25 protein-coding genes and 1 other RNA gene are annotated in these 26,958 nt (G+C 71.0%); 15 read left to right on the top strand and 11 right to left on the bottom strand.

The annotated features are described in order from the left end of the window. Positions 1-97 precede the first annotated feature (97 nt). Genes KF837_40375 through KF837_40355 form a run of 5 tightly spaced genes read left to right on the top strand, consistent with a single transcriptional unit; the run spans position 98 to position 4,094 of the window. Positions 98-391: a hypothetical protein gene (locus tag KF837_40375; GenBank protein ID MBX3233649.1), complete on the top strand. Its 294-nt coding sequence runs from the start codon at positions 98-100 to the stop codon at positions 389-391. 11 nt (positions 392-402) lie between these two features. Next, positions 403-1,110 (top strand): hypothetical protein, encoded by a 708-nt coding sequence (locus tag KF837_40370; protein ID MBX3233648.1) that lies wholly within the window; start codon positions 403-405, stop codon positions 1,108-1,110. Between the two features lie 18 nt (positions 1,111-1,128). Continuing rightward, positions 1,129-1,875 carry a tRNA (N6-threonylcarbamoyladenosine(37)-N6)-methyltransferase TrmO gene (gene tsaA, locus KF837_40365; protein ID MBX3233647.1) on the top strand — a complete coding sequence of 249 codons (747 nt, stop codon included), beginning with the start codon at positions 1,129-1,131 and terminating at the stop codon, positions 1,873-1,875. Positions 1,876-1,889: 14 nt separating this feature from the next. Further along, positions 1,890-3,053 (top strand): type II/IV secretion system protein, encoded by a 1,164-nt coding sequence (locus KF837_40360; protein MBX3233646.1) that lies wholly within the window; start codon positions 1,890-1,892, stop codon positions 3,051-3,053. A gap of 15 nt (positions 3,054-3,068) precedes the next feature. Next, on the top strand, positions 3,069-4,094 hold the full coding sequence (locus tag KF837_40355) for a hypothetical protein (protein ID MBX3233645.1): 1,026 nt from the start codon (positions 3,069-3,071) through the stop codon (positions 4,092-4,094). A 1-nt stretch (position 4,095) separates the two neighbouring features. On the opposite strand, the gene KF837_40350 is transcribed toward KF837_40355, so the two are convergent. Continuing rightward, a complete protein-coding gene (locus tag KF837_40350; GenBank protein ID MBX3233644.1) occupies positions 4,096-5,208 on the bottom strand; it encodes a 5-(carboxyamino)imidazole ribonucleotide synthase in 1,113 nt (370 codons plus the stop codon). Then, positions 5,205-5,714 carry a 5-(carboxyamino)imidazole ribonucleotide mutase gene (purE, locus tag KF837_40345; protein MBX3233643.1) on the bottom strand — a complete coding sequence of 170 codons (510 nt, stop codon included), beginning with the start codon at positions 5,712-5,714 and terminating at the stop codon, positions 5,205-5,207. Before purE ends, KF837_40350 begins: the two co-directional genes overlap by 4 nt. Before the next feature lie 42 nt (positions 5,715-5,756). Between purE and KF837_40340 the strand changes: the two genes are divergently transcribed. Further along, positions 5,757-6,929 (top strand): hypothetical protein, encoded by a 1,173-nt coding sequence (locus tag KF837_40340; GenBank protein ID MBX3233642.1) that lies wholly within the window; start codon positions 5,757-5,759, stop codon positions 6,927-6,929. A 45-nt stretch (positions 6,930-6,974) separates the two neighbouring features. Here the strand turns inward: KF837_40340 and ssrS are convergent. Both ssrS and KF837_40330 read right to left on the bottom strand, forming a co-directional pair. Next, positions 6,975-7,179: non-coding RNA, 6S RNA (gene ssrS, locus KF837_40335), on the bottom strand. A 628-nt stretch (positions 7,180-7,807) separates the two neighbouring features. Continuing rightward, positions 7,808-8,158, bottom strand: a complete 351-nt coding sequence (locus KF837_40330) for a hypothetical protein (protein ID MBX3233641.1) — start codon at positions 8,156-8,158, stop codon at positions 7,808-7,810. Positions 8,159-8,492: 334 nt separating this feature from the next. Here KF837_40330 and KF837_40325 point away from each other — a divergent pair, with 334 nt between their 5' ends. Then, on the top strand, positions 8,493-10,190 hold the full coding sequence (locus tag KF837_40325; protein ID MBX3233640.1) for a hypothetical protein: 1,698 nt from the start codon (positions 8,493-8,495) through the stop codon (positions 10,188-10,190). 16 nt (positions 10,191-10,206) lie between these two features. On the opposite strand, the gene KF837_40320 is transcribed toward KF837_40325, so the two are convergent. After that, positions 10,207-10,452, bottom strand: a complete 246-nt coding sequence (locus tag KF837_40320) for a hypothetical protein (GenBank protein MBX3233639.1) — start codon at positions 10,450-10,452, stop codon at positions 10,207-10,209. A 607-nt stretch (positions 10,453-11,059) separates the two neighbouring features. Here KF837_40320 and KF837_40315 point away from each other — a divergent pair. Then, a complete protein-coding gene (locus KF837_40315) occupies positions 11,060-11,710 on the top strand; it encodes a hypothetical protein (GenBank protein MBX3233638.1) in 651 nt (216 codons plus the stop codon). Between the two features lie 374 nt (positions 11,711-12,084). Here the strand turns inward: KF837_40315 and KF837_40310 are convergent, their stop codons facing one another. Beyond that, on the bottom strand, positions 12,085-13,335 hold the full coding sequence (locus KF837_40310; protein MBX3233637.1) for a hypothetical protein: 1,251 nt from the start codon (positions 13,333-13,335) through the stop codon (positions 12,085-12,087). A gap of 63 nt (positions 13,336-13,398) precedes the next feature. On the opposite strand from KF837_40310, the gene KF837_40305 reads away from it, so the two are divergent. Next, a complete protein-coding gene (locus KF837_40305; protein MBX3233636.1) occupies positions 13,399-14,865 on the top strand; it encodes an AMP-binding protein in 1,467 nt (488 codons plus the stop codon). 1 nt (position 14,866) lies between these two features. Here KF837_40305 and KF837_40300 read toward each other — a convergent pair whose 3' ends face one another. From KF837_40300 to KF837_40280, 5 genes are read right to left on the bottom strand one after another with little or no spacing between them, the layout of a single operon-like run. Next, on the bottom strand, positions 14,867-16,084 hold the full coding sequence (locus KF837_40300) for a DUF1624 domain-containing protein (protein MBX3233635.1): 1,218 nt from the start codon (positions 16,082-16,084) through the stop codon (positions 14,867-14,869). Then, a complete protein-coding gene (locus KF837_40295; protein ID MBX3233634.1) occupies positions 16,081-17,991 on the bottom strand; it encodes a trypsin-like peptidase domain-containing protein in 1,911 nt (636 codons plus the stop codon). Before KF837_40295 ends, KF837_40300 begins: the two co-directional genes overlap by 4 nt. 33 nt (positions 17,992-18,024) lie before the next feature. Continuing rightward, positions 18,025-18,558, bottom strand: a complete 534-nt coding sequence (locus KF837_40290) for a TlpA family protein disulfide reductase (protein ID MBX3233633.1) — start codon at positions 18,556-18,558, stop codon at positions 18,025-18,027. 2 nt (positions 18,559-18,560) lie between these two features. Further along, positions 18,561-19,208 (bottom strand): hypothetical protein, encoded by a 648-nt coding sequence (locus KF837_40285; protein MBX3233632.1) that lies wholly within the window; start codon positions 19,206-19,208, stop codon positions 18,561-18,563. Positions 19,209-19,223: 15 nt separating this feature from the next. Further along, a complete protein-coding gene (locus KF837_40280) occupies positions 19,224-19,904 on the bottom strand; it encodes a hypothetical protein (protein MBX3233631.1) in 681 nt (226 codons plus the stop codon). 106 nt (positions 19,905-20,010) lie between these two features. Between KF837_40280 and KF837_40275 the strand changes: the two genes are divergently transcribed. The 6 genes from KF837_40275 to KF837_40250 all read left to right on the top strand — a co-directional run. Beyond that, a complete protein-coding gene (locus tag KF837_40275; protein ID MBX3233630.1) occupies positions 20,011-20,700 on the top strand; it encodes a sigma-70 family RNA polymerase sigma factor in 690 nt (229 codons plus the stop codon). A gap of 47 nt (positions 20,701-20,747) precedes the next feature. Beyond that, on the top strand, positions 20,748-21,080 hold the full coding sequence (locus KF837_40270; protein MBX3233629.1) for a hypothetical protein: 333 nt from the start codon (positions 20,748-20,750) through the stop codon (positions 21,078-21,080). 70 nt (positions 21,081-21,150) lie between these two features. Continuing rightward, complete coding sequence (gene mnmA / locus KF837_40265) at positions 21,151-22,182, top strand: tRNA 2-thiouridine(34) synthase MnmA (GenBank protein ID MBX3233628.1); 1,032 nt, start codon at positions 21,151-21,153, stop codon at positions 22,180-22,182. A gap of 9 nt (positions 22,183-22,191) precedes the next feature. Further along, positions 22,192-22,965, top strand: a complete 774-nt coding sequence (locus tag KF837_40260; protein MBX3233627.1) for a hypothetical protein — start codon at positions 22,192-22,194, stop codon at positions 22,963-22,965. 625 nt (positions 22,966-23,590) lie between these two features. After that, positions 23,591-24,541: a tetratricopeptide repeat protein gene (locus KF837_40255; protein ID MBX3233626.1), complete on the top strand. Its 951-nt coding sequence runs from the start codon at positions 23,591-23,593 to the stop codon at positions 24,539-24,541. Positions 24,542-24,669: 128 nt separating this feature from the next. Next, positions 24,670-26,958, top strand: a 2,289-nt coding sequence (locus KF837_40250; protein MBX3233625.1) for a protein kinase, incomplete at its 3' end; no start/stop codon positions are given.

Raw genomic sequence — 26,958 nt, 5'->3', positions numbered from 1 at the left:
CTCGTTCGCATCGACCGCCGTTCTCACCCTCATTTCCCCGCGCTTTTCGGCGGGTACGGCCGTTGCTCGATCAGCCGAACGAAAGGAACGATTCGTCATGTCTCTGCTCGAGCTCCTCGTCCTCCTCCTCGTCGCGGGCATCTGCGGCGCCGTCGGCAAGGCCATCGTCGGCTACTTCCCGGGTGGCTTCCTCGCCTCGATCGGAGTCGGCTTCGTCGGCGCCCTCCTCGGCACGTGGGTCGCGCGCCTCGCCGGCCTGCCGGAGCTCTTCGCGCTCACCGTCGGGACGACGACCTTCCCGATCGTATGGTCGATCCTCGGCTCGGCCCTGTTCGTCGCCGTCATCGCGCTCATCAGCGGACGCTGGTTCTACCGTCGCTCGGTGATCTGAGGAGGCCCGTCATGCGCGCCTCCGACTCGCAGTGGTTCACGAAGCCCGACGACGGCCTCAATCATCCCGTCGGCGGCGACCTCCTGCCGGATCGCCGGAGCGACCGCGGCCTCGCCTTCGCCGCGATCTCCCTCGCGCTCGTCGGCGTCGCTGCCGCGGGCACGTACTTCTTCTTCGGGATCGAGTCGCGCACCGACACGCCGGTCTCGACCACGACCGTGACGAACGCCGCGCTGCCCGAGCCGACGCCGACGCCGCCGCCACCTGCGATCGCCGAGGCGAGCGAGCTCGCGCCGTGGGAGCCGCCGGTCGTCGACGCGGTGAAGGCGCCGAACCTCCCGAATAGGATCGAGGGCGCGCAGATCGAGCCGCCGCGGCGCGCCCCCGCGAAGGCGAAGCCGAGGTCCGACCTCACGCCGCCCGTCGACGAGGCCGCGCTGGAGCGCGCTGGCTTCTACCGCACCATGACGCCGGACCCCGCGACGAACGCGATGGTCGCGCCGCCGCCTGCGCCGTCGCCTCCCACCACGCCGAACAGCGAGATGGTGCCGCCGCTGACGACGCCGCCGGTCATCGACGGACCCGCGAAGACCACGCTCCCCGATCGCGACGCCGAGCGCGACGACGAGCGCGGCGAGCGCGAAACCGCGGAGCCCGAGAGCACGACCCCGATGCCCGCCCCGACCGACACGCTGCCCGAGGTGCAGATCAAGGAGTGACCGTGCTATCGCGGAGCGATGGCAGCGGAGCTCCTCGTGCGGCCGATCGGCTTCGTCCGCTCGCCCTTCGCCGAGAAGGTGGAGGCGCCGCGCCAGGGGATCCTCGCCGAGGGCGTGGAGGGATCGATCGAGCTCCTCCCCGAGTACGCCGACGCGCTCGACGACCTCGCCGCGTTCGATCGCGTCTGGATCCTCTTCTGGTTCCACCGCGCGGAGGGCTGGAAGCCGAAGGTGCTCCCGCCGCGGAGCGAGGTGAAGCGCGGTCTCTTCGCGACGCGCTCGCCGCACCGTCCCAACCCGATCGGCATCACCGCGGCGCGGCTCGAGCGCGTCGACGGGCTCACCGTCCACGTCCGCGATCACGATCTCGTCGACGGGACGCCGGTGCTCGACCTGAAGCCGTACATCCCGTACGCCGACGCGTTCCCCGACGCGGGCTCGGGCTGGCTCGGCGCGCCGCCCGACGCGAAGGAGTCGTGGGCGGTCGCCTTCGAGCCCGCGGCCGAGGAGCAGCTCGCGTGGGTGCAGGCCGAGACGGGGCTCGACCTCCGCGCCCGCGCCGCCGCCGCGCTCTCGCTCGGGCCGCAGCCGCACGCGTACCGCCGCATCAAGGGCAACGTCCTCGCGGTGAAGGAGTGGCGCCTCACCTTCCGGAGCGAGCCCGACGAGGTGCGCATCGTGGTCGAGCGCGTCACGAGCGGCTACCGGCCGAAGGAGCTGCCGAGCCAGCCCGCCCATCGCGCCTTCGTCGCGCGCTTTGGGTGATACCCTCCCGGTCCATGACATCGGGCCTCGAACAGAGCGCGGTGCTCGTCCTCGACGAGATCATCCGGCGCGCGATCCGAGCAAAGGCGAGCGACGTCCACCTCGAGCCGAAGCGCGATCGCTTGAACGTCCGCTTCCGCGTCGACGGCGAGATGGTCGAGGAGCAAGCGGTGCCGCTCGACATCTCGCTCGAGGTCGTCTCGCGCATCAAGGTGCTCGCGCGGATGGACATCGCCGAGCGCCGCCTCCCGCAGGACGGACAGCTCACGCTCTCACCGAGCCACGAGACGGTGCACCTCCGCGCCTCCACCTTCCCGAGCTCGCTCGGAGAGAAGGTGGTGCTCCGCGTCCTCTCGGGGCAGTCGCTCATCGCGTTCGACAAGCTCGGCCTCGAGCCCGCGATGGCGGCGACGGTGCGCCAGCTCGTCGATCGTCCGCAGGGCTTCATCGTCGCGAGCGGACCGACCGGCGCGGGCAAGACGTCGACGCTCTACTCGTGCATTCGCCTCCTCGACACGCGCCGCACGAACGTGATGACGCTCGAGGATCCGATCGAGGTCGAGCTCACCCAGATCACGCAGGGGCAGACCAACGTGAAGGCGGGCTTCACGTTCGCGACGGGCCTCCGCGCGATCTTGCGCCAGGACCCGGACGTCATCATGGTCGGCGAGATCCGCGACGCGGAGACCGCCGGCATCGCGCTCCAGGCGTCGCTCACCGGTCACCTCGTGCTCTCCACCGTCCACACGTCGGACGCGGTCGAGAGCGTGGTGCGCCTCGTCGACCTCGGCGTCGAGCCCTGGATCGTCGCGAACGCGCTCACCGCCGTGCTCGCGCAGCGCCTCGTCCGCATCGTGTGCGCGAGCTGCCGCGAGATCTACGAGCTCACGGAGGACGTGCTCGACGAGGACGCGGTCGTCCTCGAGAAGGGCACCAAGATCATGCGCGCGAAGGGCTGCCCCGACTGCTTCAAGACGGGCTACCGCGGGAGGACGGGCATCTTCGAGGTCGTCATCATCGACGACGACATGCGCGAGCTCGTGAAGCAGAAGGCGAGCAACCGCGAGTACCGCGAGCTGCTCCGCAAGGGCGGCGTCGGGAGCCTCCGCCGCGTCGGCCTCCAGCGCGTCCGCGAAGGCGTGACGACGATCGACGAGGTCCTCCGAGTGACGACTTGAACGTAGCTCCCGCGGATGAACCGGCGCGCCAAGCTCGAAATCGGCGAGTACGTGCTGCGGCTCGCGTTCTTTGCGTTCGTGCCGTTCGGGGTGGTGTTGCTCGCGATGCTCGTGCCGATGGGGGCGGCGATCGCGAACATGGTGCTCGCGCTCGGGGCGTTCTTCTTCGGCGAGGTGCTGATCGAGAAGGCCGACAAGAAGCCGTGGATGCGGCGCGTGCTCCGCCGTCAGCTCGCGTTCGAGGCGTATTACCGCGAGCACCCGCCGCGACCTTTCCTCTATTACGTATTTTCCCCGATACTCCTCCCGTACTGGCTCGTGGTCCGGTCGGCGCGGCGCGAGCTCTGGCTCTTCAAGGGCTACACCGTCGTCACCGCGGTCGTGATCTCGGTGCAGGGCGTCTATCGGTACTTCTTCGTCTACCAACCGCAGCTCGACTTCACGAAGTTCATCGCCGCGTTCGGGATCTCGATCGTCGTCGAGACGCTCGCGGTGATGATGCTCATCATGCCGATGACGACGAGCGTCGTCGCGCTGCACCGGAAGAAGCAGCACTGGCGCCTCGTCTACCTCCTCGCGGTGGGCTTCATCTCCGCCGGCATGGCGGCGACGTACATGTGGACGCGCCACCGGACCTTCCCTTCGCTCGAGACGCGATCGCGCATCGTCGCGCGAAGCACCGTCGATCCGGCGACGTCGCGCGTCGTGCTCCGGCGCGCGCTCGAGCGGGCGTGGGCGGTGCGGAAGACGGAGGGGCGCGACGTGTGGGAGCGCGAGACCGACGGCACGATCACCGGCGCGCCGCTCGAGCAGGCGCGAGAGAGCCTCATCGGCTTCTACCGCCCCGACGAGGCGGAGGCGTTCGAGCTCTGGACGACCGCGCGCAAGGATCGGCCCGGGATCATGGTCGTCTTCGCCGAGGGCAGGAAGAAGCGCTCGCCGGTGTGGCTCGCGATGAAGTACGACGGCACGGTCATCGAGCGGCTGCCCGAGATCCCCCGCGCCGCGCGCGTCGCGATGCGGAGCGCCGGCGCGCTGTAGCTCACCCTTCGAGCGGCGGTGTCGGGTCGACGATCGGTCGGAGGGCGGCGACCTTCGCGTCGCGCTCCGCGCGCGAGTCCGCGCGGATCGTCACGTGACCGAGCTTGCGGCCCGGCGACGCGTCCTTGCCGTAGGCATGGAGGTGCGCGCCCTCGATCGCGAGGATCCGCTCGCGCGGCGGGAGGCGGCCGATCGCGTTGATCATCGCGGCGTGGCCGACCATGCGCGTCGAGCCGAGCGGCAGCCCGAGGATCGCGCGGACGTGGTTCTCGAACTGGCTCGTCTCCGAGCCCTCGATCGTCCAGTGACCGGAGTTGTGCACGCGCGGCGCCAGCTCGTTGGCGACGAGCGCCCCGTCCCGCCCGAGGAACAGCTCGATCGCGAGGACGCCGACGTAGCGAAGCTCCGCGAGGACACGCGCGGCGTGCGCCTCCGCGCGCGCTTGCAGCTCCGGCGTCCATGCGTCGCTCATCGGGACCGAGAGGCGCAGCACGCCGTCCCGGTGCTCGTTCTCGACGAGGGGCCAGAAGCGCGTGTCGCCGTCCTTGCCGCGGACGGAGAGGATCGAGAGCTCGCGCTCGAACGGGACGAGGCCCTCGACGATGAGCTGCGCCGCGCCGAGCGCCTCCCACGCGCGCGTCACGTCGGCGTCGGTGCGCAGCACGATCTGCCCTTTGCCGTCGTAGCCGAAGCGGCGCGTCTTGATCACGACCGGCAGACCGATGCGCGCGACCGCGGCGTCGAGCTCCGCGCGCGACGAGACCGGCGCGAAGGCGGGCGTCGGGATGCCGAGCCGCTCGAAGAACTGCTTCTCGTCGAGCCGGTCCTGGCTCACCTCGAGCGCCGCCGGCGGCGGGTAGACCGGCACGAGCTCGTTCAAGAAGCGCGCGGAGCCGACGGGGACGTTCTCGAACTCGTACGTGACGACGTCGCTCTTGCGCGCGATCTCCTGGAGGCGCTCCTCGTCGTCGTACGCGCCGACGCGCAGGCTGCCGACGTGGCCCGCGGTCGACTCCGCGCCCGGATCGAGGAAGACGAAGCGCTGCCCCAGGTTGTAGCCCGCGAGCGCGAGCATGCGCCCGAGCTGCCCGCCGCCGAGGACGCCGACCGTCACGACGAGGTTCCGCGCGGGTCGGGGCGATCGAGGACGCTCCGGGTCTGGTCGTCGCGATGGCGGGCGAGCGCGGCGCGGACGGCGGGGTCCCGCCGGGCGAGGATCTGCGCGGCGAAGAGGGCGGCGTTGATCGCGCCCGCCTTGCCGATCGCGAAGGTGGCGACCGGAACGCCGGCCGGCATCTGCACGATCGAGAGGAGCGAGTCGACGCCGCGCAGCACCTTCGACTCCACCGGCACGCCGAGGACGGGGAGCAGCGTCTTCGCCGCGCACATCCCGGGGAGGTGCGCCGCGCCGCCCGCGCCCGCGATGATGACCTCGAGGCCGCGCGACTCCGCCTTCGCCGCGTAGTCGAAGAGGAGGTCGGGCGTGCGATGCGCGGAGACGACCTTCGTCTCGCACGCGACGCCGAGCGCCTCGAGCGTCGCGGACGCGTTCTGCATCGTCTCCCAGTCGGAGAGCGATCCCATGATGATGCCGACGCGCGGGGCCGAGGTGTCGCTCATGCGAAGGCGGCACACTACCACGCCTTCCGCTATCCTCGGCCGATGCAGCTTTGGCGTGGGGGCTTCCTTCTTCTTCCGATCGGCGCCGCGCTCTGGGCGGCCGGTTGCAGCGACGACGATCCGATCCCGGCCGCGCCGGACGACGACGCGGGCACCGACGCGCCGGTCGTCGTCCCCGACGCCGGCGGCGACGTCGTGACCGATCCGTGCGCCGCGCAGATCGACGCCGACGGCCTCGCGAAGGTGCTCTCGTGCAGCGGCCTCTACGCCGACATCGGCGCGAAGACGCTCGCGGCGGACGTGCAAGCCTACAAACCTGCGCTCGAGTTCTGGAGCGACGCCGCGGAGAAGGCGCGCTTCCTCCATCTCCCCGCGGACGCGAAGATCGACACGTCGGACATGAACGAGTGGGTCTTCCCGAACGGCACGAAGGTCTGGAAGGAGTTCAAGCTCGGCGGCAAGCGCATCGAGACGCGCATCTTCTACAAGGTCCGCGACGACTGGCAGCAGACCGCGTATCGCTGGAACGACGCGGAGACCGAGGCGACGCGCATCCCGGCCGGCGAGACGTTCACGCGCACCGACGACGCGGGGGCGGGCGTCGACGCGGGCGTCTACGAGATCCCGTCGCAGGGCGCTTGCCTCGACTGCCACACGGGGCGAAAGGACAAGCTCCTCGGCGTCGACGCGGTGAGCCTCGGGCTCCCCGGCGCGACGGGCGTGACGCTCGCGAAGCTCGTCGCGGACAAGAAGCTCACCGTCGATCCGCCGAAGACCGAGCTCGTCCTCCCCGCCGCGACGCCCGCGAACGGCGGCGACACGGCCGCGCCGGCGCTCGGCTGGCTCCACGCGAACTGCGGCGCGTGCCACAACGCGAACCCCGGCGCGGGGGCGTTCCAGACGACGGCGCGCCTCATGATCAAGGCGACGGAGCTGCTCCCGGTCGACGGCGGCCCCGTCCCGATCGAGCAGCTCGACGTGTACGCGACGACGGTCTGTAAGGATGCGTTCCGCACGGAGAGCGGCGGCGACGTCTACAAGCTCGTGCGCTCGGGCGAGCCGGCGCGGAGCCTCGTCTCCGTCCTCTCCGGCAACCGCACCGATCCGCCGGACACGAACCAGATGCCGCCGCTCGCGACGCGCACGGTGGACCGCGCGGGGCACGAGCTCTTGAACGATTGGATCGCCGCGCTCACGCCGGCGTGCGCGCCCTGAAATAGGCAGCGGGCCTCTTCGCTTCCGCGCGAGGCCCGCCAAAAATTCCGTACCGCTTGGTCCGTGTGCGGATTGTCATGAACCCCTAGCCCGTAGGCTAGGTGGGCGACGCGGATCGCGCTTCAGGCTTCCGAATTATCCAGAGCTCGTGAGAGATGGTCCGGCGTGCACAACGAGCGATCGTTTGCCTCCCTGGTTCACATACATAAGGGGATCATGAAAACCACAAGCACGAGACCGGCAGAGGGAACCAACGAAGCGTAGGAACCGGACCGCAACGCGTCAATCAGGTCAACGTCGGGGCTTCGCCCCGACACCCCACCCCAGACACGGCCCTCGCGCGGAGCGCGAGGGTCGCTTCGCGACCGCTTTCGCGGCCGCTTCTGGGGCCCCGGCACAACCCGAACCAACACTCGCGGTTCGTGACCGCGGCTGCTTCTGGGGCCCCCGACCCAACACTCGCGCTTCGTGACCGCGGCTTCTGGGGCCGCCGACCCAACACTCGCGCTTCGTGACCGCGGCTTCTGGGGCCGGTTTGCTGGAAAGTGGGCCATTGGGCTCGGAGTTGGCGACACATCGGGCATGCTGCAAGTGCCGCTCGAGTACGCTCGCATCCCTGCGACGACGCCGCGTGTCCTCCCGCTCTCGGGTGAGGTCTCGTTCCTCAGTGAGGAGGCACAGGAGCAGCGAGGCATCGAGCTGCTCGGCGCGGGGGCGTTGCTCGTGCAGATGCCGCCTCCTACGGCGCACGTCCGCGGTCATCTCGGCTCGCTCCTCGAGGAGCTCGTGGAGCGCGAGCTCGCGCGCGCCGGCGCGCCTTCGCCCTACCTCGCGGCGTGGACGGCGATGCCGGACGAGGCGACGGCGCGCCTCGCCGATCAGCTCCTTCGTGCGCAGGAGGTCGGCGCGAGCGGCATCGCGATCGGCCTCGGGACGCTCCGCGCGATCGCGGCGCCGTCGCTCTGTCCGGACGACAGCGCGCTCCTCCGCTGGCTCGCCGAGTCGACGACCGCGCTCCCGCTCGTCCTGATGATCGACGACGCGGACATCGCCGTCACGGCATACGCCGCGCCGCGCCGCCTCGACGATCTCCTCGGAGCGATCGCGACGCGGGAGGAGCCGCCCGTGCTCCTCACAGGTGACGACGCGACCGCGATCGAGAGCGTCGCGATCTCGATCGACGTCGCGGAGGCGATCGTCTCCGCGCCGGACTCGGATCCCGTCACCATCCCGGAGCCAGAGCGCATCACGCTCGTCGACCCGGAGCCGCTCACGGTACACCTAGCGCCCGCGTCGCTGGAGACGCGCATCGAAGCCGCGACGGCGGCAACGGGCGCAGACGCGCCCATTCCGCTCGAAGCGCGCAGCGAAGCAGCGATCGCGGCAGCGACCGCGTGCATCGAAGCCGCGACGGAGGCCTCGGTCGCCGATGCGTCGATCGAGACGCGGGTCGAAGCCGCGACCGAGATCACAACCGGGCTCGCGTCGCATGAGGCGCGCGTCGAACACGCGACCGAGATCACGGCCGCGCTCGCGTCGATCGAGGTTCGCCTCGACGTCGCAATGGCGGCCTCCGCCGCCGAGGCCGGGCCGCGCGAGGAGCTGGCCGCCGGGTCGGCGGAGCCTTTCGCGCTCGCACCTTCCGTATGCGTCGCGGAGCCGATCGTCGAATCGCGCGGCCCGATGCCCCGCCCGCGAACACGCCGCCCCAGCCTCGCCGTCCCAGCAGCACCGCTCGACGCCGCGACCACACGCGACGCAACGACCACGCGCGGCGCCGAACTGACGGGCGACGCCGCGACCACACGCGGCGCCGGGCAGACGGGCGACGTCGAGGTCTCGCAGGGGACGAAACAGACGGGCGACAATGTGCCTACTCGCAAGGCCGAACAGACGCGCGACGCCGAACAGACTCGCGATGCTGCAACCGCTCGCGATGCTGCAACCGCTCGCAACGCTGCGGCTCGCGACGCTGCGACCACTGCGACCGCTCACGAGGCCGCGATGGCTCGCGACGGTGCGACCACTGCGACCACTCGTGAGGTCGCGACCACTCGCGACGGTGCGACCACTGCGACCACTCGTGAGGTCGCGACCACTCGCGATGTCGAACAGATGCGCGACGTCGAGGTCCGGCATGAGGCGGAACAGACCCGCGATGCTGCGCCTACTCGCGACGACGCCGAACAGACGCATGAGGCTGCAACCGCTTGTGAGACCGACCCGGCACGCAACGCTACGACCGCGCGCGAGACCGAAGCGACGCGGGACGCGGTGACCACGCGTGACGCTAAGACCGCGCGCGAGACCGAAGCGGCGCGGGATGTGGTGATGACGCGTGAGGCTGCGACCGCGCGTGAGGGTGAAGCTATGCGTGGTGGCGAGGGGCGGGGGCGGAGGAAGGCTGCGCGGAGTGCGACGGTGGGGGTGCCGGAGGCTACGGTCGCGAACGATGCTTGGCGGAGCTGGGTGCTTGCGCTCGCCGCGGCGCGGGGGGCGCAGCCGCTCGCGGCGTTCGAGCGGCTCTTTGCAGAGAGCTATGTGCCGCTCGCGAACGCGATCGCGGGGGGGCTCGACGATCCGCGTGCGTTGCGGGCGTTCGACGAGTTTCGACGCTCGTTCGAGCGGTCGTATACCGACGCGTTCACGACGTTCGGGGCCACGAACCGGCGACCACGCCTCGTGATGGACGCCTTCGACCTCGCCTCCAAGCAGGCTCGCCTCGTCGGCGCGCGCTCCGCCCACGTGCTCCTCGTCGACTCGCTCCGCTGGGACGTCGGCGCGATGGTCCGTGACGCGCTCGCGCGCGAGACCGCCGGCGTCGCCTCGCTCGGCGCCGAGACGATGCTCTGGAGCGCCCTCCCCACCACGACGATGCGACAGCTCGAGACCCTCGCCCGCGGCATGGACGCGCTCCGCGCTCCCGCCGGCGAAGAAGCCTCCGAGTCGCTGCGCGGCCGCGCCGCCGAAGCCGTGCGCCGCCTGCGCGTCGGCTCGCGCGAGGTCTACAAGCTCGACCTCGTCCCCTCCCTTCTCGAAGCCGCCGGCGCGAACGCCGTGCACGAGCTCCCCGGCATCGCGCAGTCGGTCGCGGAGGCGATCGCGCGCCACCTCACCACCGTCGCTCCACGCACGCTCCTCTTCATCGTGGGCGACCACGGCTTCACGATCGATCGGCGCGGACACATCCGCACCGGCGGCGCGTCACCCGAAGAGGTGCTCGTCCCCGCGCAGGCCTGGCTCGTCGGCGAGCTGCACTGACAACCCTGCTACGAGCTCACGGGCTCTTGTGGCACGCGAGGCGCGTGCCCGGGACGCCGATCGCCTTGCACACGAAGTTCGCGGGACACGCGCCGGTGAGCGGGTTGCTCCCGCAATCGATGGTGCAAATGTTGCGGTTGTTGTCGGTGCGGCGGCAATCGAGGCCGCTCTGGCACTGCCCCTGCTCGCCACTGCAGTCCGCCGTCGTGCCCGGGCACTTGCACTCCACCCCCATGCCACCGCTCGGCCCCGAACGCGCCATCCCATCCGTAGGATCGATCGCGCACGCCCCAAGAAGCGCAACCGCTCCAGCAACAAAGAAGAGCACAGCAGCACGCGCAGAAGCACCGCTCGTCGCAGTCCGCCCGCCGGGCCCTGCGACCGCAGCCGCCACAACCCCGCTCGTCTCAGCCCCCCGACGGGACTCCGCCGGGAACGGTGCCGATAGGCGAAGGTCGAGAGGGGGCCCCGCGACCGCGGCCGCTGCAGCGGTTGCGAAGCAACCCTCGCGCTCCGCGCGAGGGCCGTGGTCGCGGGGTGGGGGTGTCGGGGGCAAAGCCCCCGACGTTGACAAAAGAACTCTCGGCTGGGTGTCCATGGCTCGCTCGCTTTGCAGTTTACACCTGCAGGTCGCGTGCCGCGCGGGGCTCGCGGAAAACCCCGCCCCTCCGCAGCCCCTGCGAATCTGCATTCACAGGGGTTGTGAGCCCGAAGCGGGTGCTTAGGTTCACGCGGCCCTCGTTCGGCGAGCACCTCTGCTCGAGCCCGCGCCACCGCGCAGGTCACCCCCCGAGCGCTGCGGCCGCGCCCCTCGGCGCGTGGAGACACCCGTCGTGAATACCGTCGATCCCACACCCGCCGCTCCATCCATGACCCTCGGCGATGCCTTCAATCGCCGCAAGAAGCTCGGCGCAGACCTCGCGACGTGGGTCGGCCGGCTCCAGGCCGCCGGAAGCGTGAAGCGCTCGTTCCGGACCCTCGCGATCGACGGAGGCGAGCCCTTCGTCGCGTTCGAGGGATCGGAGAAGAAGACGACGCGCCATTACACCGTCGACGAGTGCCGCGCGAAGCTCGCGGAGATCGTCGCCGAAGACCGCGCGCTCGCGCTCCGCATCTCGCTCACCAATCAGCGCGCCGTCGCCGAGGTCGAGGACATCGACGGCGTCGCGCGCACGTACACGGTGCCGGAGCTGCTCGTCCTCAAGAGCGACATCATCCCGAAGATGGAGCAGGCCGCACGCGCGGTCCCGCTCCGCCAGGACAACGTCTCGGTCTACGAGACGGGCCCCGACTTCGTGAAGCATCGCGCCGTCAACAAGGTCGAGCGCAAGAAGGAGACCTTCAGCGAGAAGGGCCTCAAGGCGGAGGAGATGGAGCTCGTCGGCTTCGACGTCGTCGAGACCACCGACTACGGCCTCCCCGCGCGCGAGATGTACAACGAGATCGACCGCGTGCAGGAGTTCCTCCAGCGCGTGAAACAAGCGATCAACCGCGCGAACAAGACCGAGCTCGTGGCTTAAACGCAGGGGGCTCTGCCCCCTGCACCCCGCTCGCAGCCGTAGGACGCGCGCGAAGACGCGCGCATCCTCCGCTGCTCGCCGATGAACGACCCGAGGGTTCGCGAGTCTGCGGGAGCGTACCCGTTTGAGGAGACACAAATTTGGGAGCCTGGCGGCTAGCCGAAGGATCGGCCGTACCTGCGTCATGTGTCCTTTCGTCTTTCGTTTTTCGCCCACCACCAGCCGAGATGGTTCGTTCGTTGCACTCCGTAGCGCGTCACCTCTTCGTTGCAGTCGGCACCGAGCAAAAGGCAAAACCGACCACCCCATCCTGGTCTCCATCCACCAGGGCATGAGCCAGGCTCCTCTTTTTCACCTCACGCCGAGCGCGGAGGTCATTCGTCCTTCGACGCGGGGACGATCACGGGCCGGGGCGCGAGCGTGAAGCTCGAGACGGTGCCGTCGCCGAGCTGGCCGCGGAGGTTCTCGCCCCAACAGAGGACCTTCGTCGACTTCAGCAGCGCGCACGAATGCCATTCGCCGACCGCGACGTCGATCGCGTCTTCGATGCCGGGGACGTCGCGCTCGCTCGCCGACTGCCGGTAGCGATCGTCACCCCAGCAGCGAACGCGCCCCGCGTCGGTCACGGCGCACGCGTGGTAAACGCCGGCCTCGACGCGACGAACGCCCGCGATGTCGCGCGCGACGACGGGCGCCTCGACCGACGGGACGAGCGCGCCGCTCACCTGCCGCGAACCGTTGGAGCCCCAACAATATGGCCGCCCGTCCTTGACCGCGCACGAGAACGCGGACCCCGCCGAGAGGGACGTCGCGCCCTCGAGGAGCGGCGGCGCGCCGGCGGGATCGCTGCGCGTCAGCATGCCGGTCTGGCCGCTCATGTTGCCGCCCCAGCAGACGACGCGTCCGTCCTTCGTCAGCGCGCACTTGTGAACGCCGCCGGGCTCGATCGTCGTGAGGGCGGAGAGGCCGCTCACCTTCTCCGGCGACGCCGGAACGTCCGGCGCGCTCGCCGTCATGCAGCTCCCCGTCCCGTCGCGATGAACGACGCAGAACGAGGCGCTCGAGCCGCCGCCGCCGCGCACGCTCACGGCGTCGGAGACGCCGGTGGCGTCGGCGGTGAGCGCGACCGCCTCCTCGGGAGCTCCTCCGAGATCGAGGCTCGCGGCGGTGATGTCGACCCAGCATCGGACCGCGCCCGTCTTCGTCACCGCACATCCGTGGCTCGGCGTGACGTCGAGGTCGATCGCGTCTTCGAGCCGTGCGACGAGCGTCGGCTGCGCGCGCCGCGGCGCCGGGAGCCGAGCGGCCGACCGCGTCTTGGTCGTGAAGGCGCTGTCGCCCCAGCACAGCACCGTCCCCTCGTCGGTGCGGCCGCAGGTGAGGCGTCCCGCGGCCGCGATCTGCACGAAGCCGGGCGTCGCCACGTCGATCGGATTCGGCTCCGGCGCCGCCGACACGCTCGGCGCCGCGCTGGGCACGTCGAGCGCCGTCGAGCTCGGCGCGCCGCCGCCGCGGCTGTTGCACCAAAGGACGACGAGCCCAGCCCCCACGACGACGACGGGCACGAGCAGCGCGAGGCGCGAAGGAGCCCTCGCTCCACGCTTCTTCTTTCGTTTGCCTTTCATCTCCCCCACCCCACGACGAGAAGCGTACTTCGCGCGGCGCGCGTGGTCGTGTAAGAAGCGCGCGTGAGTCTGCTTCTGGAGCGGTTCCTCGCGCGCGGGGAGGACGCGCGGACGGCGGTGATCGACGACAGCGGCGAGCACTCGTACGCCTCGCTCGTGCGGCGCGCGCGCGGCGTGGCGGCGGCGCTCGGCGACGTGAGCGGAGACCGCGTCGCCGTGCTCGCCCTGCCCGGCGTCGACTTCCTCGCCTCCTTCTACGGCGCGCTCCTCGCCGGACGCGCGCTCATCGTCCTCACCCCGATCCATCCCGCCGCCGAGCTCCGCTACTACTGCGAAGACGCCGGCGTCGGCACCGTCGTCGCGTCCGCCTCGCTCGCGAAGCTCGCGCCGCCGCTCGACGTCCGCGACGTGAGCGCGCTCGCCGCGTACGAGCCCGCGCCGCTGCCGCCGATCGCCGCGGGCGCGCCCGCGCTGCAGCTCTACACGAGCGGCACGACCGGCAAGCCGAAGGGCGCCGTGCTCACGCACGCGAACCTCGCGATCCAGCAGGAGCTCGTCGGCGCGGCGTGGGGGTTTCGCGAGAGCGACGTGCTCCTCCACTCGCTGCCGCTCCATCACATGCACGGCCTCGCGATCGCGCTGCTCACCGCGATCGGCGCCGGAGCTACCGCGCGGATGCTTCGCTCCTTCGACGCGGTCGCGATCTGGAACGAGATGGCGCGCGCCACCGTCTTCATGGGCGTGCCCTCGATGTACCACCGTCTCTTCGCCGCCTTCGACGCCGCCGACGACGCGACGCGCGCGCGCTGGTCGGCCAACGCGCGTCAGCTGCGGCTCGCGACGAGCGGCAGCGCGGCGCTCCCGGTCACGCTCGCGGAGCGGTGGCGCGCGGTGAACGGGAAGATCCCGCTCGAGCGCTTCGGCATGACCGAGATCGGCGTCGGCATCACGAACCCGCTCGACGGACCGCGCCACGCCGGCCACGTCGGGCAACCGCTGCCGACGGTCGAGACGCGCATCGTCGACGACGAAGGCGAGGACGCCGACACCGGCGAGCTCTGGATCCGCGGGCCGTCCGTGTTCGTCGGGTATCACCAGAAGGAAGCCGAGACCGCGCGCGCGTTCGTCGCCGCGAGCGACGGCGGGACGCCGTGGTTTCGCACCGGCGACACGGTGATGCGTGAGCCGAGCCTCGAGGGACGACCGTTCAAGATCCTGGGGCGTACCAGCGTCGACATCCTCAAGAGCGGCGGCTACAAGCTGTCCGCGCTCGAGATCGAGGAGGTGCTGCGCCGCCACCCCGACGTCGACGACGTCGCGGTCGTCGGCGTGCCGGACGAGGCGTGGGGCGAGCGCGTCGTCGCGTGCGTGCAGGCGCATCGCGCGTGCGAGGCCGAGGCGCTGCGCGCGTTCGTCAAGGAGCACCTCGCGCCGTACAAGGTCCCGAAGCAGGTCCTCTTCTTCGACGCGCTCCCGCGCAACGCGCTCGGCAAGGTCGTGAAGCCCGACCTCGTGAAGCAGCTCGTCTGAATCAGACGAAGCGCGTCCAGCCGTCGGCGTGCGCCGACTTGTAGCCGCGGTACCACCGGCACGGAAGGTAGAGCGCCGCCGCGATCGCGAGCCCGCCGACGTAGGCGGAGACGATGCCGAGCTTGCCCTCCGTCCCCGTCACCACCGCGACGAGCTTCAGCACGTGGATGTGGAGCAGGTAATAGAAGAGGGCGGTCTGCCCGAGGAGCCGCAGCGGCTCGAGGACGCGGCGCGGCCCGATCCAGAGGAACGCGGCGAGCAGGAGCGCGGCGATGCCGAGCTCGAGCGTCACGTACGTGAAGCTCGGCGGGTACTTGCTGACGTGCAGCCACTGCACGAGCGAGCCGTCCTCGCGATGGAGGCGCATGTTGCCGAACGCGTTCTTCCCGCGGACGAGCGCGAACAGCACGAGGCTCACCGCGCCGGCGATCGCGAGCGCGCGCGTGGCGAGGCGCGTCTCGTCCTTGCCCGCGGCGCGCCACACGACGATGTGCCGCCCGAACGCCCAGCCGATGCACATCATCGAGAGCCAGGGGACGATCGGGTACGCGACGATGAGGCGGCGATCGAAGAAGAACCCGCCCGCCGCGAAGAGCCCGACCCCGAGCGAGTCGAGCTCGCCGACGCCGGCGAAGAAGCCGACGATCATCTCGCTGCAGAACGCGAGGAGGAGGCCGACGACGAGGAGCGTCCGATCCCCGAGCCGCCGCAGCACGACCATGCACACGAGCGATCCGCCGATCGCGTAGAGCACCTGGAAGAGGAAGCGCCCCGGCCGGAGCATCACCGGCGACATCCAGACGACCTCGAAGAGGAGGATCGCGAAGCCGCGCGAGAGGATGTGGAGATCGATCGCCTTCTCGCTCTTGCCGCGCAGGCGCCGCGACTCGGTCGAGATCGCGAGCGACGTCCCCGCGAGCGCGACGAACGTGGGGGCGCAGAGATGGGTGATCCAGCGCGTGAAGAACTGCGCGGCGGGCAGCTCCTGACCCGGCTCGTACCAGCGGATGGAATCGGTGAAGAGCCGCCCGGAGTTGAACATCTCGGACGCGTGGTCGATCGACATGATCACCATCACGAGCCCGCGCAGCACGTCGATCGCCGCCACGCGCGGCCGCGGCCCGAGCACGGGGACCACCTTCGGCTCCGCCTCCGCCTTCGGCGCCGCGGCGGGGTCTTCGTCGCGCGGCGGGGAGGCGGGAGCGTCGTCGGGGGTCATGGGCGCTTCTTGGGAGGCGCCACCTTACGCGATCCGCCCGGCCCTGCGGCGGGGAGCTTCTTGCTGCCCGGTCGCGCGGCGGCGGCGCCCTTCGCGTCGAGGCCGTCGATCTTCCAGCGGCCGTGCTCCCACCGCAAGAGGAGCTCGCGCGTCTCGAAGTTCCCCATCCGGATGCGGTACTTCGCGGTGTCCGCCTTCGTGTCGGCGTCGTCGCACGTCTCGAGCACCGACGGTCCGCCGCCGCCCATGATGAGCGTGCGCAGCTTCACCAGCGTCGCGATGCGCATCGCGCGGACGCTGTCGTCGTTCCAGAGCTCCTCGAAGCCGGGCTCGCTGCTGAGCGCCGCCGCCGCCTCGAGGCCGTCCCCCGCGACGAGGTGGTTCGAGATCATCTGCTCGAGCACGAGCATGCGCGGCTCCGCGGCGCCGAGCTCCGCGACGAAGCCGAGGCACGCGAGGCGCGCGCCCTTCGCGTGGTGCGCCTCGATCGAGCTCGCGACCTGCAACGTGGAGAGCACGTACTTCGACGGCACCGCGAGGCCGACGTTCTCGCGCCCGCTCACCTTGAGCGTGTTCACGCCGACGATGTGGCCCGCCTCGTCCGTGAGCGGGCCGCCGCTCGAGCCGGGATCGATCGGCGCGGTGTGCTGCACGTACGTGAGCGGGCGCATCCCTTCGTCGAGGCGGAAGCTCTCGTTCGACACGTAGCCCTTCGTCGTCTGGTACGAGGGCCGCCCGATCATCCCGGGGAAGCCGGTCGCGATGACGGTCTGCTGGTCCTTCACCGGCTGATCCGCGAACGCGAAGCCCTCCTTCACCGTGAGCTTGCCGGTCGGCCGCAGCACCGCGAGGTCGTGGGCCGGGTTCGCGTAGACGATCTCGGCCTGGCCGAGCGACGTGCCGTCCGCGAGCTCGAGCGCCGCGACGTCGCCGAGCTCGACGACGTGACGGTTCGTGACGACGAGGACCTCGGGCTTGTTCTTCGCGCCCTTCTGGACGAGGAAGAAGCCGCTCCCGAACGCGCCCTCCGCCCGCGCGCGGTAGAAGGCCTTCTCGCCGGGATCGCGCGCCGACGCCGAGAGCGCGAGGAGCTGCCGCTCGACCCCCGCCGGCGGGCGCACGTGCACGAGCACGGTGAGCTTCCGCGGATCCGGCTTCGCCGCCGCGACGAGCTGCGACGACGGATGCGGCTCACCCTTGCACGACGCGACGAGCCCGTCGACCGACGAGGCGAGGTCCTTCTGCACCTCGGCCCAGCGCTGCGGCATCGCGTTGGTCGTCTCGCGCCGCGCCGCGATCGCGACGGAGGCCGCCTTGCTCGCCTTCGTCGCGCGGTCGCGCGCCTTCACGAGCGCCGGCGTCGTGATCTTCAGCGCGCCGAGCGCGGCCACCGCCTTCTCGTGCGCCTCGCTCGTGTCCGCGCCGTCGTACTTGCCGATCGCGTCGCGCACGCCGCTGCACTCGGGCGCGCGCCGCGGTCCCTCGCACGCCGCGCGCAGCGCGACCCAGGCTTGCTGCGTCTCGCGCGCGAGCGGCGCGATCTCCTTCGCGTGCTTCTCGAGCGCCTCCCGCTCCGACCGCGCGAACTGGATCGATCGCGCGAGCGACGCGCGCGTCTTCTCCATCCCCGCCGTCTCGCCGAGCGACGCGAGCTCGACGTCGAGCTCCTTGCTCGCGGACTCGAAGGAGAGGAGCAGCTCGAGGAGCCCGGCGTAGGTGACGACGCGGAGCTTCGCGTTCGCGGACGCGGTCTCGAGGACCTCGCCGAACGCGACGAGGTCCCCCGCGAGCCGATCGCACGTCGCCGCGGGCGTGCTGCCCGCGCTCGCCGCCGCGGGCGACTTCGCGGACGCGCCGTGGCACCCGACCATCGCGAGCGCGGCGGCGATGACGGCGGAGCGCAACATCGTCGTCATGATAGGCCTCGAGGCGGCAATGCCTCAAAGCCCGTGCATGTGACCGCGGATCTCCTCGTGCTTCGCGAGGCCGGTGTGCTTCCACACCATCCGGCCCTGCCGATCGAGGATGACCGTCGTCGGGACGGCCGGGATCTCGCCGAAGGGTCCCGCGCTCGAGGTCGCCGCCGCGTCGGCGAGCGCGACCGGGAACTCGACCCCGAGCGTCTGCCGGTAGGTCTCGACCAGCACGATCTCCTTCCGTGGATGGAGCGCCACCATCGCGTACGACACGCGGTCGCCGTCGTTCTTGGCCATGTGGACGAGGTAGCTCGCCTGGGCCTGGCTGTTGAGGTCGCCGGTCGTGACGAAGCAGATCACGGCCGGCTTTCCGCGGAAGGCCTCGGAGCTCACCGGCCGCTCGTCGTCGAGCGGGTCGAACGCGAAGACGGCCGCCTTCTCGACCCGTTCGATCTCGGACGATCCCGATTTCGTGGACACGCCGACCGGCGGCCCCTCCCCTTCTTTCGGGCCGCAGGCCACGGCAAAGAGCGCGAGGACGAGCGCGGACCGCCGCAAGGTCAGTCGTCGCCTTTCTGGCCCACGAAGTTGTCGCCCTTGTTCGCGAAGAGGAGGTTGAAGGTCGTGAGCGAGCCGTAACACCCCGTCACGTAGCCCTGCATCTGAACCTTCTCCTCCGGCGAGAGCTTCCCGTGCGCGTTGATCTTCTGCTCGAGGACGCGGAGCTTGTCGCGGATCATCACGATCTTCGTGAAGAGCGACTCGATCGGGATCCGCTTCTCCTGGGTGCCTTCTTTGCCCGGCTTCAGGATGACCTCGCCGCCCTCCCATCGGGCGCCGAGCTGCGGATCGCCGACGCCGAGCTCGTCTCGGATGACCTCACGCAAGATCTCACGGAACTCGTCAGCGTTCATGTCGAGTAGCTCCTCCGGAAGGGTGAACTGGGTGGGCGCCCGCGGCTCGCCCGGCCGCGCGGCGGGCCGCGGCGACCCGCTGCGGATCGCGCGCGGCTTGGGGACCGGCTTGCCGGTGAAGGTCCCCTTCTTCACGTACTGCGAGCACGTGTTCGTCTCGTAGAGCGGCGGCGGCCACACCATCAGCAGGCACTCGCCCTTGCGCTTCACCTCGCCGTTCTCGTCGATCGTCTCGATGACGCGAACGAAGCGGGCGCAGCTCCCGCAACGTTTGTCGAGGTCGGGCCGGTCCATCACCGCGGACGGATCTTACTCGTCTTCGGAGCGGGCGGGGTGCGCGAGATCGGGCGCGAAGAGGTCCATGTAGCGGACGAGGGAGGGCGGCGCGTTCCGGCCCGCGCGGCGATCGGCCACCACCGCGTGCGCGAGCTCCTCGACGACCTCGGGGAGCAGCGCCTCCTCTTGTGCGCCGACCTCGGCGCCGTGCTTCGCGACGTCGGACGTGTGCGCGAGCCACTTGTGCCACGCGTCGCGGACGCCGACGTCGGGGTCGTAGCGGCAGCAGAGGATTTCGACGAAATCGAGGTAGAGCGGCGTCACGACGAGGCAGACGCGGTCCTCGCCGCGCCGCCCCACCCACGCGCGCGGCGGCGTGCTCTTCCGCGCCGCGCCGACGACGTTGAGCACGATGCGGGCGCGGCGCTCGTCGTCCTCCTCCACCCCGAGCAGGGGCGCGTAGAGCGCGATCTTCGGCACCTCGACGTCGGGCGCGTCGTGATCGAGCGCGTCGAGCCACGCGCTCCGGCCGTCGGCGTCGAGCGACTCGTACGCGAGCGCGGCCGCGGTCACGGCGTCGGCGTCCTTCGCCAGCGCGGCGAGCCACGTCCGCCACGCCTGATGCGCGCGCGGATCGATGGAGCTCGCGCGCTCGCTCGCGGCGATCCGCACCGACGTCACGTCTCGGTCGCTCGGCTTCTGATGATCGCTCATCGACGAGGAGGAGCACCCATACCATTCACGCGAGCGATGGGAAGACTCGACGTGCCTTGACTCTCACGGTCGTCTTCCGGGATTGTGGATAACCTCAGGGTTCGAGATGGACACGCCCGACGTCATCGCGCGCATCGAGGAGGGCATGCCGGTCGTCGACGCGATCGCGCGTGGGATGCGCCGCCAGTTCGGAGGGCAAATGCAGTACGAGGACCTCGTCTCGCAAGGCCGCGAGACGCTCCTCCACGCGGCGCGCTCGTTCGATCCCGATCGCGGCATTCCCTTCAGGAAGTGGGCCGCCCTCCGCATCCGCGGCGGGATGGTGGACGCGATGCGCCAGACCGGGAGCCTGCCGAAGCGCGTCTATCGCAAGCTCCGCGCCGTCCAGGCCGCCGACCGCGTGCACGAGGCGGCGCTCGAGGAGCAAGCGGCCGCGCCGCCGCGCTCGCCCGAAGCGGCGGACAAGGCGCTCGGCGATCAGCTCGCCACCGCCGCGATGGCGGCCGCGGTCGGCTTCCTCGCGATGCGCCGCAGCGAGGCGCTCGAGCACGCGAAGGACGCGGACCACAGCCCCGAGTCGAACGTCTCGTACGCCGAGATGATCGAGAAGCTGAAGGCGGCGATGGAGGAGCGGCCCGATCAGGAGCGGACCCTCCTCAAGCGGATCTACTTCGACGAGATCACGATCGACGAGGCCGCGCGCGAGATCGGCCTGTCGAAGTCGTGGGGCTGCCGCCTCCACGCCCGCGCGATCGAGGGGCTGGCCCGGGCGATGAAGCGCGCCCGCATCGAGTAGCGAAAAAGCGCGCAACCGCGGGCGGGCCGAGGCCGACCCCCCTCTCCATGCGGATCATCGGAGCGAGCGCGCTGCGGGACGGTGGCTTCGACGTCGAGCTCGCGCACCACGGCCACGGCAAGCGACCCGAGCACGCGGAGCGCGCCGCGCCGCCGGCGGAGCCGTCCCCGTTCGCGCGGGTCCTCGCCGGCCTCGGCCGCGAGTGCGATCGCGGCGAGAAGCTCGTCGAGAAGGCGGTCGGGAGCGGCAAGGAGCTCGGCAACGTCGAGCTCCTCGCGCTCCAGGCCGGCGTCTACCGCTACAGCGAGGCGGTCGACCTCTCGGCGAAGCTCGTCGACCGCGCCACGAACGGCGTGAAGACGGTGCTGCAGGGGCAGTAGCGCTTCCTTCTTGCGCCGCGCGCCATTAGGTTCTCGCGCCATGGCGGCGAAGGAGCGCGTGATCGTGGCGATGAGCGGCGGAGTCGACTCCGCCGTCGCCGCCGCGCGCCTCGTCGACGCGGGGCACGAGGTCGTCGGAGTCACGCTCCACCTCTGGGACTACCCCGAGACGGGCGCGGGATCGCACGGGCGCTGCTGCGCGCCGGAGGACCAGTACGACGCGCGGCGCACCGCCGACGCGCTCGGCATCCCGCACTACACCTTCGATCGCCGCGAGCTCTTCGCGCGCACGGTGGTGGAGCCGTTCGTCGATGCGTACGTCGCGGGCGAGACGCCGAGCCCGTGCGCCGCGTGCAACCGCGGGGTGAAGATCGCGGAGCTCGTCGCGCTCGCGGATCGGCTCGGCGCCGCGCGCGTCGCGACCGGCCACTACGCGCGGATGGGGCGCACCGACGACGGCGTGCCCTTCATCCGCGAGGGACACGACGGCACGAAGGACCAGAGCTACTTTCTCTACGCGACGACGCTCCCTCACCTCGAGCGGCTCGTGTTCCCGCTCGGCGAGAGCACGAAGGCGGAGGTGCGGGCGGAGGCGCTCGCGCGCAAGGTCCCGGGCGCGACGAAGGGCGAGAGCCAGGAGCTCTGCTTCGTCGGCGCGGGCGCGGGCGCGTACGCCACCTTCGTGGAAGAGCGGGCGAAGCCGCGGCTCCGGCCGGGGCCGATCGTCGATCGCGACGGCCGGCGCGTCGGGATGCACGACGGCGTGCACCGCTTCACGGTCGGGCAGCGGAAGGGGCTCGGCGTCGCGCTGGGCAGGCCGGCGTTCGTGACCGCGATCGATCCTGCGACCGCGACGGTGCACCTCGGCGACGAAGACGACCTCGCCGCGACGAGCGCTCGGATCGAGGACGTCGTCGTCGCGCCGGGGGTGGAGCTGCCGCGCGAGGCGCGGATCCGCGTGCGCTACCGGCACGAAGGGGCGTCCGGCCACGTCTCCGCCGACGCGATCGCGTTCCACGAGCCGGTGCGCGCGGTGTCGCGCGGCCAGGTGGCCGTCTTCTACGACGGCGACCGCGTCCTCGGCGGCGCGCGCATCTGCTAGCGTGGGCTCGTGCTCCGGCGATTCGCCAGCGCCGCCGTCGTCCTCGCCGCGCTCGCCGCGAGCGCGCCCGCGTGCTCGCAAGGCGACGGCGCCGGCAGCATCCAGGGCACGCTCAACATCCCCGAGTGCTGGAACGGCTCGTTCGACCTCGAGCCGGACTTCTTCGCCGCGGTGCCGTACCGCGAGACGAGCCTCACGCTCCGCATCCAGCGCGGCTCGGACTTCCAGAACTTCTCCGACGGCATCTCGATCCAGGTGAACGACATCAAGAAGATCAGGCCCGACGGCCGCGGCTTCGAGGGCCGCTATGGCGAGACCCTCCGCGTCGACATCCCCGCCGAGGTCACGCCCGCGGGGACGCCTGTCACGCCTGACCCGGATCCCGCGATTGTCGCGTTTTCACTTTATTTGCAGCGAAGCTGCAAGACGCAGACCGTCACGCTCAACGCGGTGGACGAGGTGACGCTCCCGAGCGACGGGACCTGCACGGTGAAGGAGATGATGGGCGCCGACCCGGCCCAGGGCTGCGCCCCGGACAAGATGGCGCCCGGCGGCCTCGGCAGCGGCCGCAGCTTCATCGCCTTCACGAGCCTCGCGAACGGCCGCCTCGAGGAGGAGGTCGCCGCCGAGCGCCTGAACGCCGGCTGCTTCGACATCTACCTCGCCGACCCCCGCGACGCGCAACCAGGCGGCGAAGGCCCTCCCCCACCCTGCCGCGGCCACCTCCGCGGCGTGTTCTCGTTCTACTTCGAACGCGGCCGCCCAGCGCAGCCGTTCCCGTGACGTGCGGGTGCGGGGTGTTCCGTGACGTGCGGGTGCGTGCGGTATCCCGTGACGTGCGGGGTATTTCCGTGACGTGCGGGGTATTTCCGTGACGTGCGGGGTATTTTCCGTGACGTGCGGGTATTCCGGTGACGTGCGGGGTATTCCGGTGACGTGCGGGGTATTCCGGTGACGTGCGAGGGTATTCCGGTGACGTGCGGGGTATTCCGGTGACGTGCGAGGTATAGGGTGATCTGTAAGTAAGGCACTCAACGTCGGGGGCTTCGCCCCCGACACCCCCACCCCGCGACCACGGCCCTCGCGCTGCGCGCTCGGGTTGCTTCGCAACCGCTTAAGCGGCCGCGGTCGCGGGGCCCCGGGGGCCACCCGGGGGCCACCCGGAGGCGGCATGTCCTTGTGGCCTGTGGGGGTGAGTGTCGGGGGTGCGTGTCGGGCAACACCCGATGTGAGCCCCCAACGGGGCCCCAGAAGCGGCCGCGCAAGCGGGCGCGAAGCGCCCCGAGCGCGCAGCGCGAGGGCCGTGTCTGGGGTGGGGTGTCGGGGCGAAGCCCCGACGTTGAGTTGAGTTGAGTACTAACCCCGCTCCTTGCGCGGTCTTGCTACGGCGCGATAGCGTTTCTAGATATTGCGCGTTTCGTCGCTCGCCCGGTTCGTCGTGTCGTTCATGCTCTGCATGGCGCTGGCGAGCTCTGCGTTCGCGGAGGACAACGCGGCGGGTGGGCCTGCGCTGCGCGCGGCGCGGGCCGCGTGGGACCGCGGCTCGCTCGAGACGGCGGAGCCGCTCTATCGCGAGGCGCTCGAGAAAGGTGGGCTCGCACCGCCCGAGGTGCTCGAGGGATACGTGCGGCTCGGCGCGATCCGCGCGGCGCTCGGCAAGAAGGACCAGGCGATCGCGGCGTTCAAGGCGGCGTCGATCATCGACGCGACGTTCACGCTGCCGCCCGAAGGACGGAGCCGCTCCGCGCCCTACGCCGAGAAGGCGAAGCGGGACACCGCGAAGATCGGAAGCATCCAGCTCGGCATCAAGACGGTGAAGGAGACCGCATCCGGAAAGCCGTTCAAGGTCACGGCCACGCTCGACAAAGGACACCTGCCGATCGTCGCGAAGATCGGCGTCGTCGCGAAGGACGGGACGACCGGCAAGGAGATCTCGCTCGACGCGAAGCCCGACGAGAGCGTGGAGTTCGAGATCGGGCCCGAGGTCACGCTGCCGGGCGCGAGCATCGTCGTGCGCGTCGACGCGCTCGACAACCACCAGAACCGGATCGCGTCAGTCGAAGAGCGCGTCCGCGTCCCTCCCGAGTACGGCACGGGCGGCGGCCCCGCGACCGGTCCTTCTTCGTCGTCTTCGTCCACCACCGGCCCGGCCGCGAGCACGGGCTCGGGCTTCACCGCGCAGGGCCCGCAGGCGCCGCGCGGCGACCAGAACCTCCGTCGCGGCGGCGGCTTCTGGTCCTCGCCGTGGCCCTACGTCATCGGCGGGGTCGTCCTCGCCGGCGTCGGGAGCGCGGTCTTCTTCGGGACGCGCCCGCCCGCAAACCTCGACATCGACTCTCCGCGCACGAACGATCGCTGACCGCTTACACTTTTCCTCCGTCCCGTCCGTCCAATCCCACCTGAGGAGCCCTCGAATTGCCGCAGGATCGCGCGCATAGACCGCCGCCGGAGATCGCGTCGCAGCCCCTCGGGCCGGGCAACCCGTCGATGTCCGACATCAAGAGCGGCGGCACCTATTTCCTCGGGCGCTACCGCGTCGTCGACGAGATCGGCATCGGCGGTATGGCGAGCGTGCACCTTGCACGCATGGACGGCCCCGGCGGCTTCCAGAAGTGGGTCGCGATCAAGAAGATCCACACCCACCTCGTCGAGGACGACTCCTTCGTCCAGATGTTCCTCGACGAAGCGCGCGTCGCCGCGCGCATCTCGCACCCGAACGTCGCGACGGTGTTCGACCTCGGCAAGCACGAGGACACGTACTGGATCGCGATGGAGTACCTCCATGGCGAGCCGCTCCGCGAGGTGATGCGGCGGACCGAGGAGCTCGGCACCGCGATGCCGCCGGAGATCGCGTGCCGCGTCATCGCCGATGCGGCGGAGGGCCTCCACGCCGCGCACGAGCTGCTCGGCAAGAACGGTGAGAAGCTCGGCCTCGTCCACCGCGACGTCACCCCGCACAACCTCTTCGTCACGTACGACGGCGTCACCAAGGTCGTCGACTTCGGCATCGCGAAGTTCAGCTCACGCATGAGCCACACGCGCGCGGGCACGCTCAAGGGCAAGCTCGCGTACATGAGCCCGGAGCAGGTCCACGGCGAGACCATCGATCGCCGCACCGACATCTTCGCGCTCGGCGTCGTCTTGTGGGAGCTCACGACCGGGCAGCGGCTCTTCCGCATGGAGAGCGATCTCGACACGCTCGCGAAGGTGCAGGAGTGCAACGTCCCGCGCCCGTCGACGCTCATCCGCGGCTACCCCGTCGACCTCGAGAAGATCGTGATGAAGGCGCTCGCGAAGAACCGCGGCGAGCGCTTCAAGACCGCGCGCGAGCTCTCGCGCGCGCTGCAGTCGCTCCTCATGCGGCGCGGCCTCTTCATCGCGTCCGATGAAGTTGCAGCATACACGCAACAGATCTTCCAGGACCGCATCCAGAAGCGCGAGGCGCACCTCCGCTGGGCGGCCGAGGTCACGCAGACGATCAACGTCGACCAGCTCCTCTCGAAGCCGAAGCTCGGGACGGGCGAGTACACGAACTCGGAGGAGCGCCCCGCGGGTCCGCCGAAGCCGGCCGCCGGCGGCCCGCCGAGACCGGCCGCCGGCATGCCGCCGGCCCCCGCCGCAGGCGCGCCCCCGCCGGGCGGATGGGGACAGATGCCTCCGCCGGGCCCGCAGATCCTCCCCGCCGACGGCAAAGAGACCGCGAACTCGCTCACCACCCCGCGCGGGCCGTCGGGTCCGCCGAAGTTCGGCCGCCCGCCGCCGGCGCCGCGCCCCGCCGCGGGCGCGCCGATCAGCGCGGGCCTCCTCGACGACGACGCGCATCCGGCCGACGGCGACGGCCCCACGATCCAGGGCTCCGCGCTGAGCGATCAGTACCGCGGCGGGCTCAGCGAGCCGCCGACGTTGATGCACATCTCGGAGGCCGATCGCCCGAAGCAAGGGCGGCCGCCTGCGCGCAGCGCCGCGTCGGCCGAGGTGCTCGACGCCGAGGAGCTCGCCGAAGAGGACCAGGACCAGACCATCGTCGGCAACTCGCGCGAGCCCAACCACGCCGGTCCCGGCTACCCGCCGCCGACGCCGGCGGCGGGGCGCAACCCGAACGCGCCGATGCCGCCGGGGCCGGTGCCCACGCCGCCGCGCCCGAACGCCCAGCGCATCGCGGCGATGACGGGGCCGATCGCGCACGCCTCGCCTTCGCAGCCGTCGTTCTCGCACTCGCCGTCGTATCCCGGCGAGATGCACAGCGGCGGGTACGACCAGATCCCGGGCTCGAACCCGAACCCGCTCGGGATGACGACGCCGGCGGGGTACGACCAGCAGCAGCAGGCCGACTACAACACGCACGCGATGCCGATCTATCGGCAGCAGCAGGCGCCGACCGGTCCGCAAGGCGACTTCGTCCCCATCACGCAGGTCGGTATGATGGGCCCGCGCATGGCGCCGACGGTGCAGCGCATCCAGCACAACGACAACCGCACGATGACGGCGCAGCGCTTCAAGCGCCGCCCGCCGATGTGGGTCGTCGCCGCGCTGTCGTGCTCCGTCGCGCTCCTCGTCGCGGGCATCGTCATCGCGATCATCTCGACGACGAACCCGCAGCCGGTCGCGAAGAGCACCGCGCCGGTGGGCTCGAGCGCGGGATCGGTCGCGGGTCCGTTCACCGCCGCGCGGGACGCGTTCCAGAACGCGACCGCGCCGCAGCCCTCCGCGCCGGTGCTCCCCCCGACGGGCGGGATCGCGCCGCCGCCGGGCGGAGTCGTTCCCCCGGCCCCGGTG

Origin of the sequence: Labilithrix sp., from assembly GCA_019637155.1 — a bacterium.
Taxonomy (GTDB): Bacteria; Myxococcota_A; Polyangia; order Polyangiales; family Polyangiaceae; genus Labilithrix.
The sequence above is the reverse complement of the archived record's forward strand: the minus strand, read 5'-3'. Positions and strand labels throughout refer to the sequence as shown.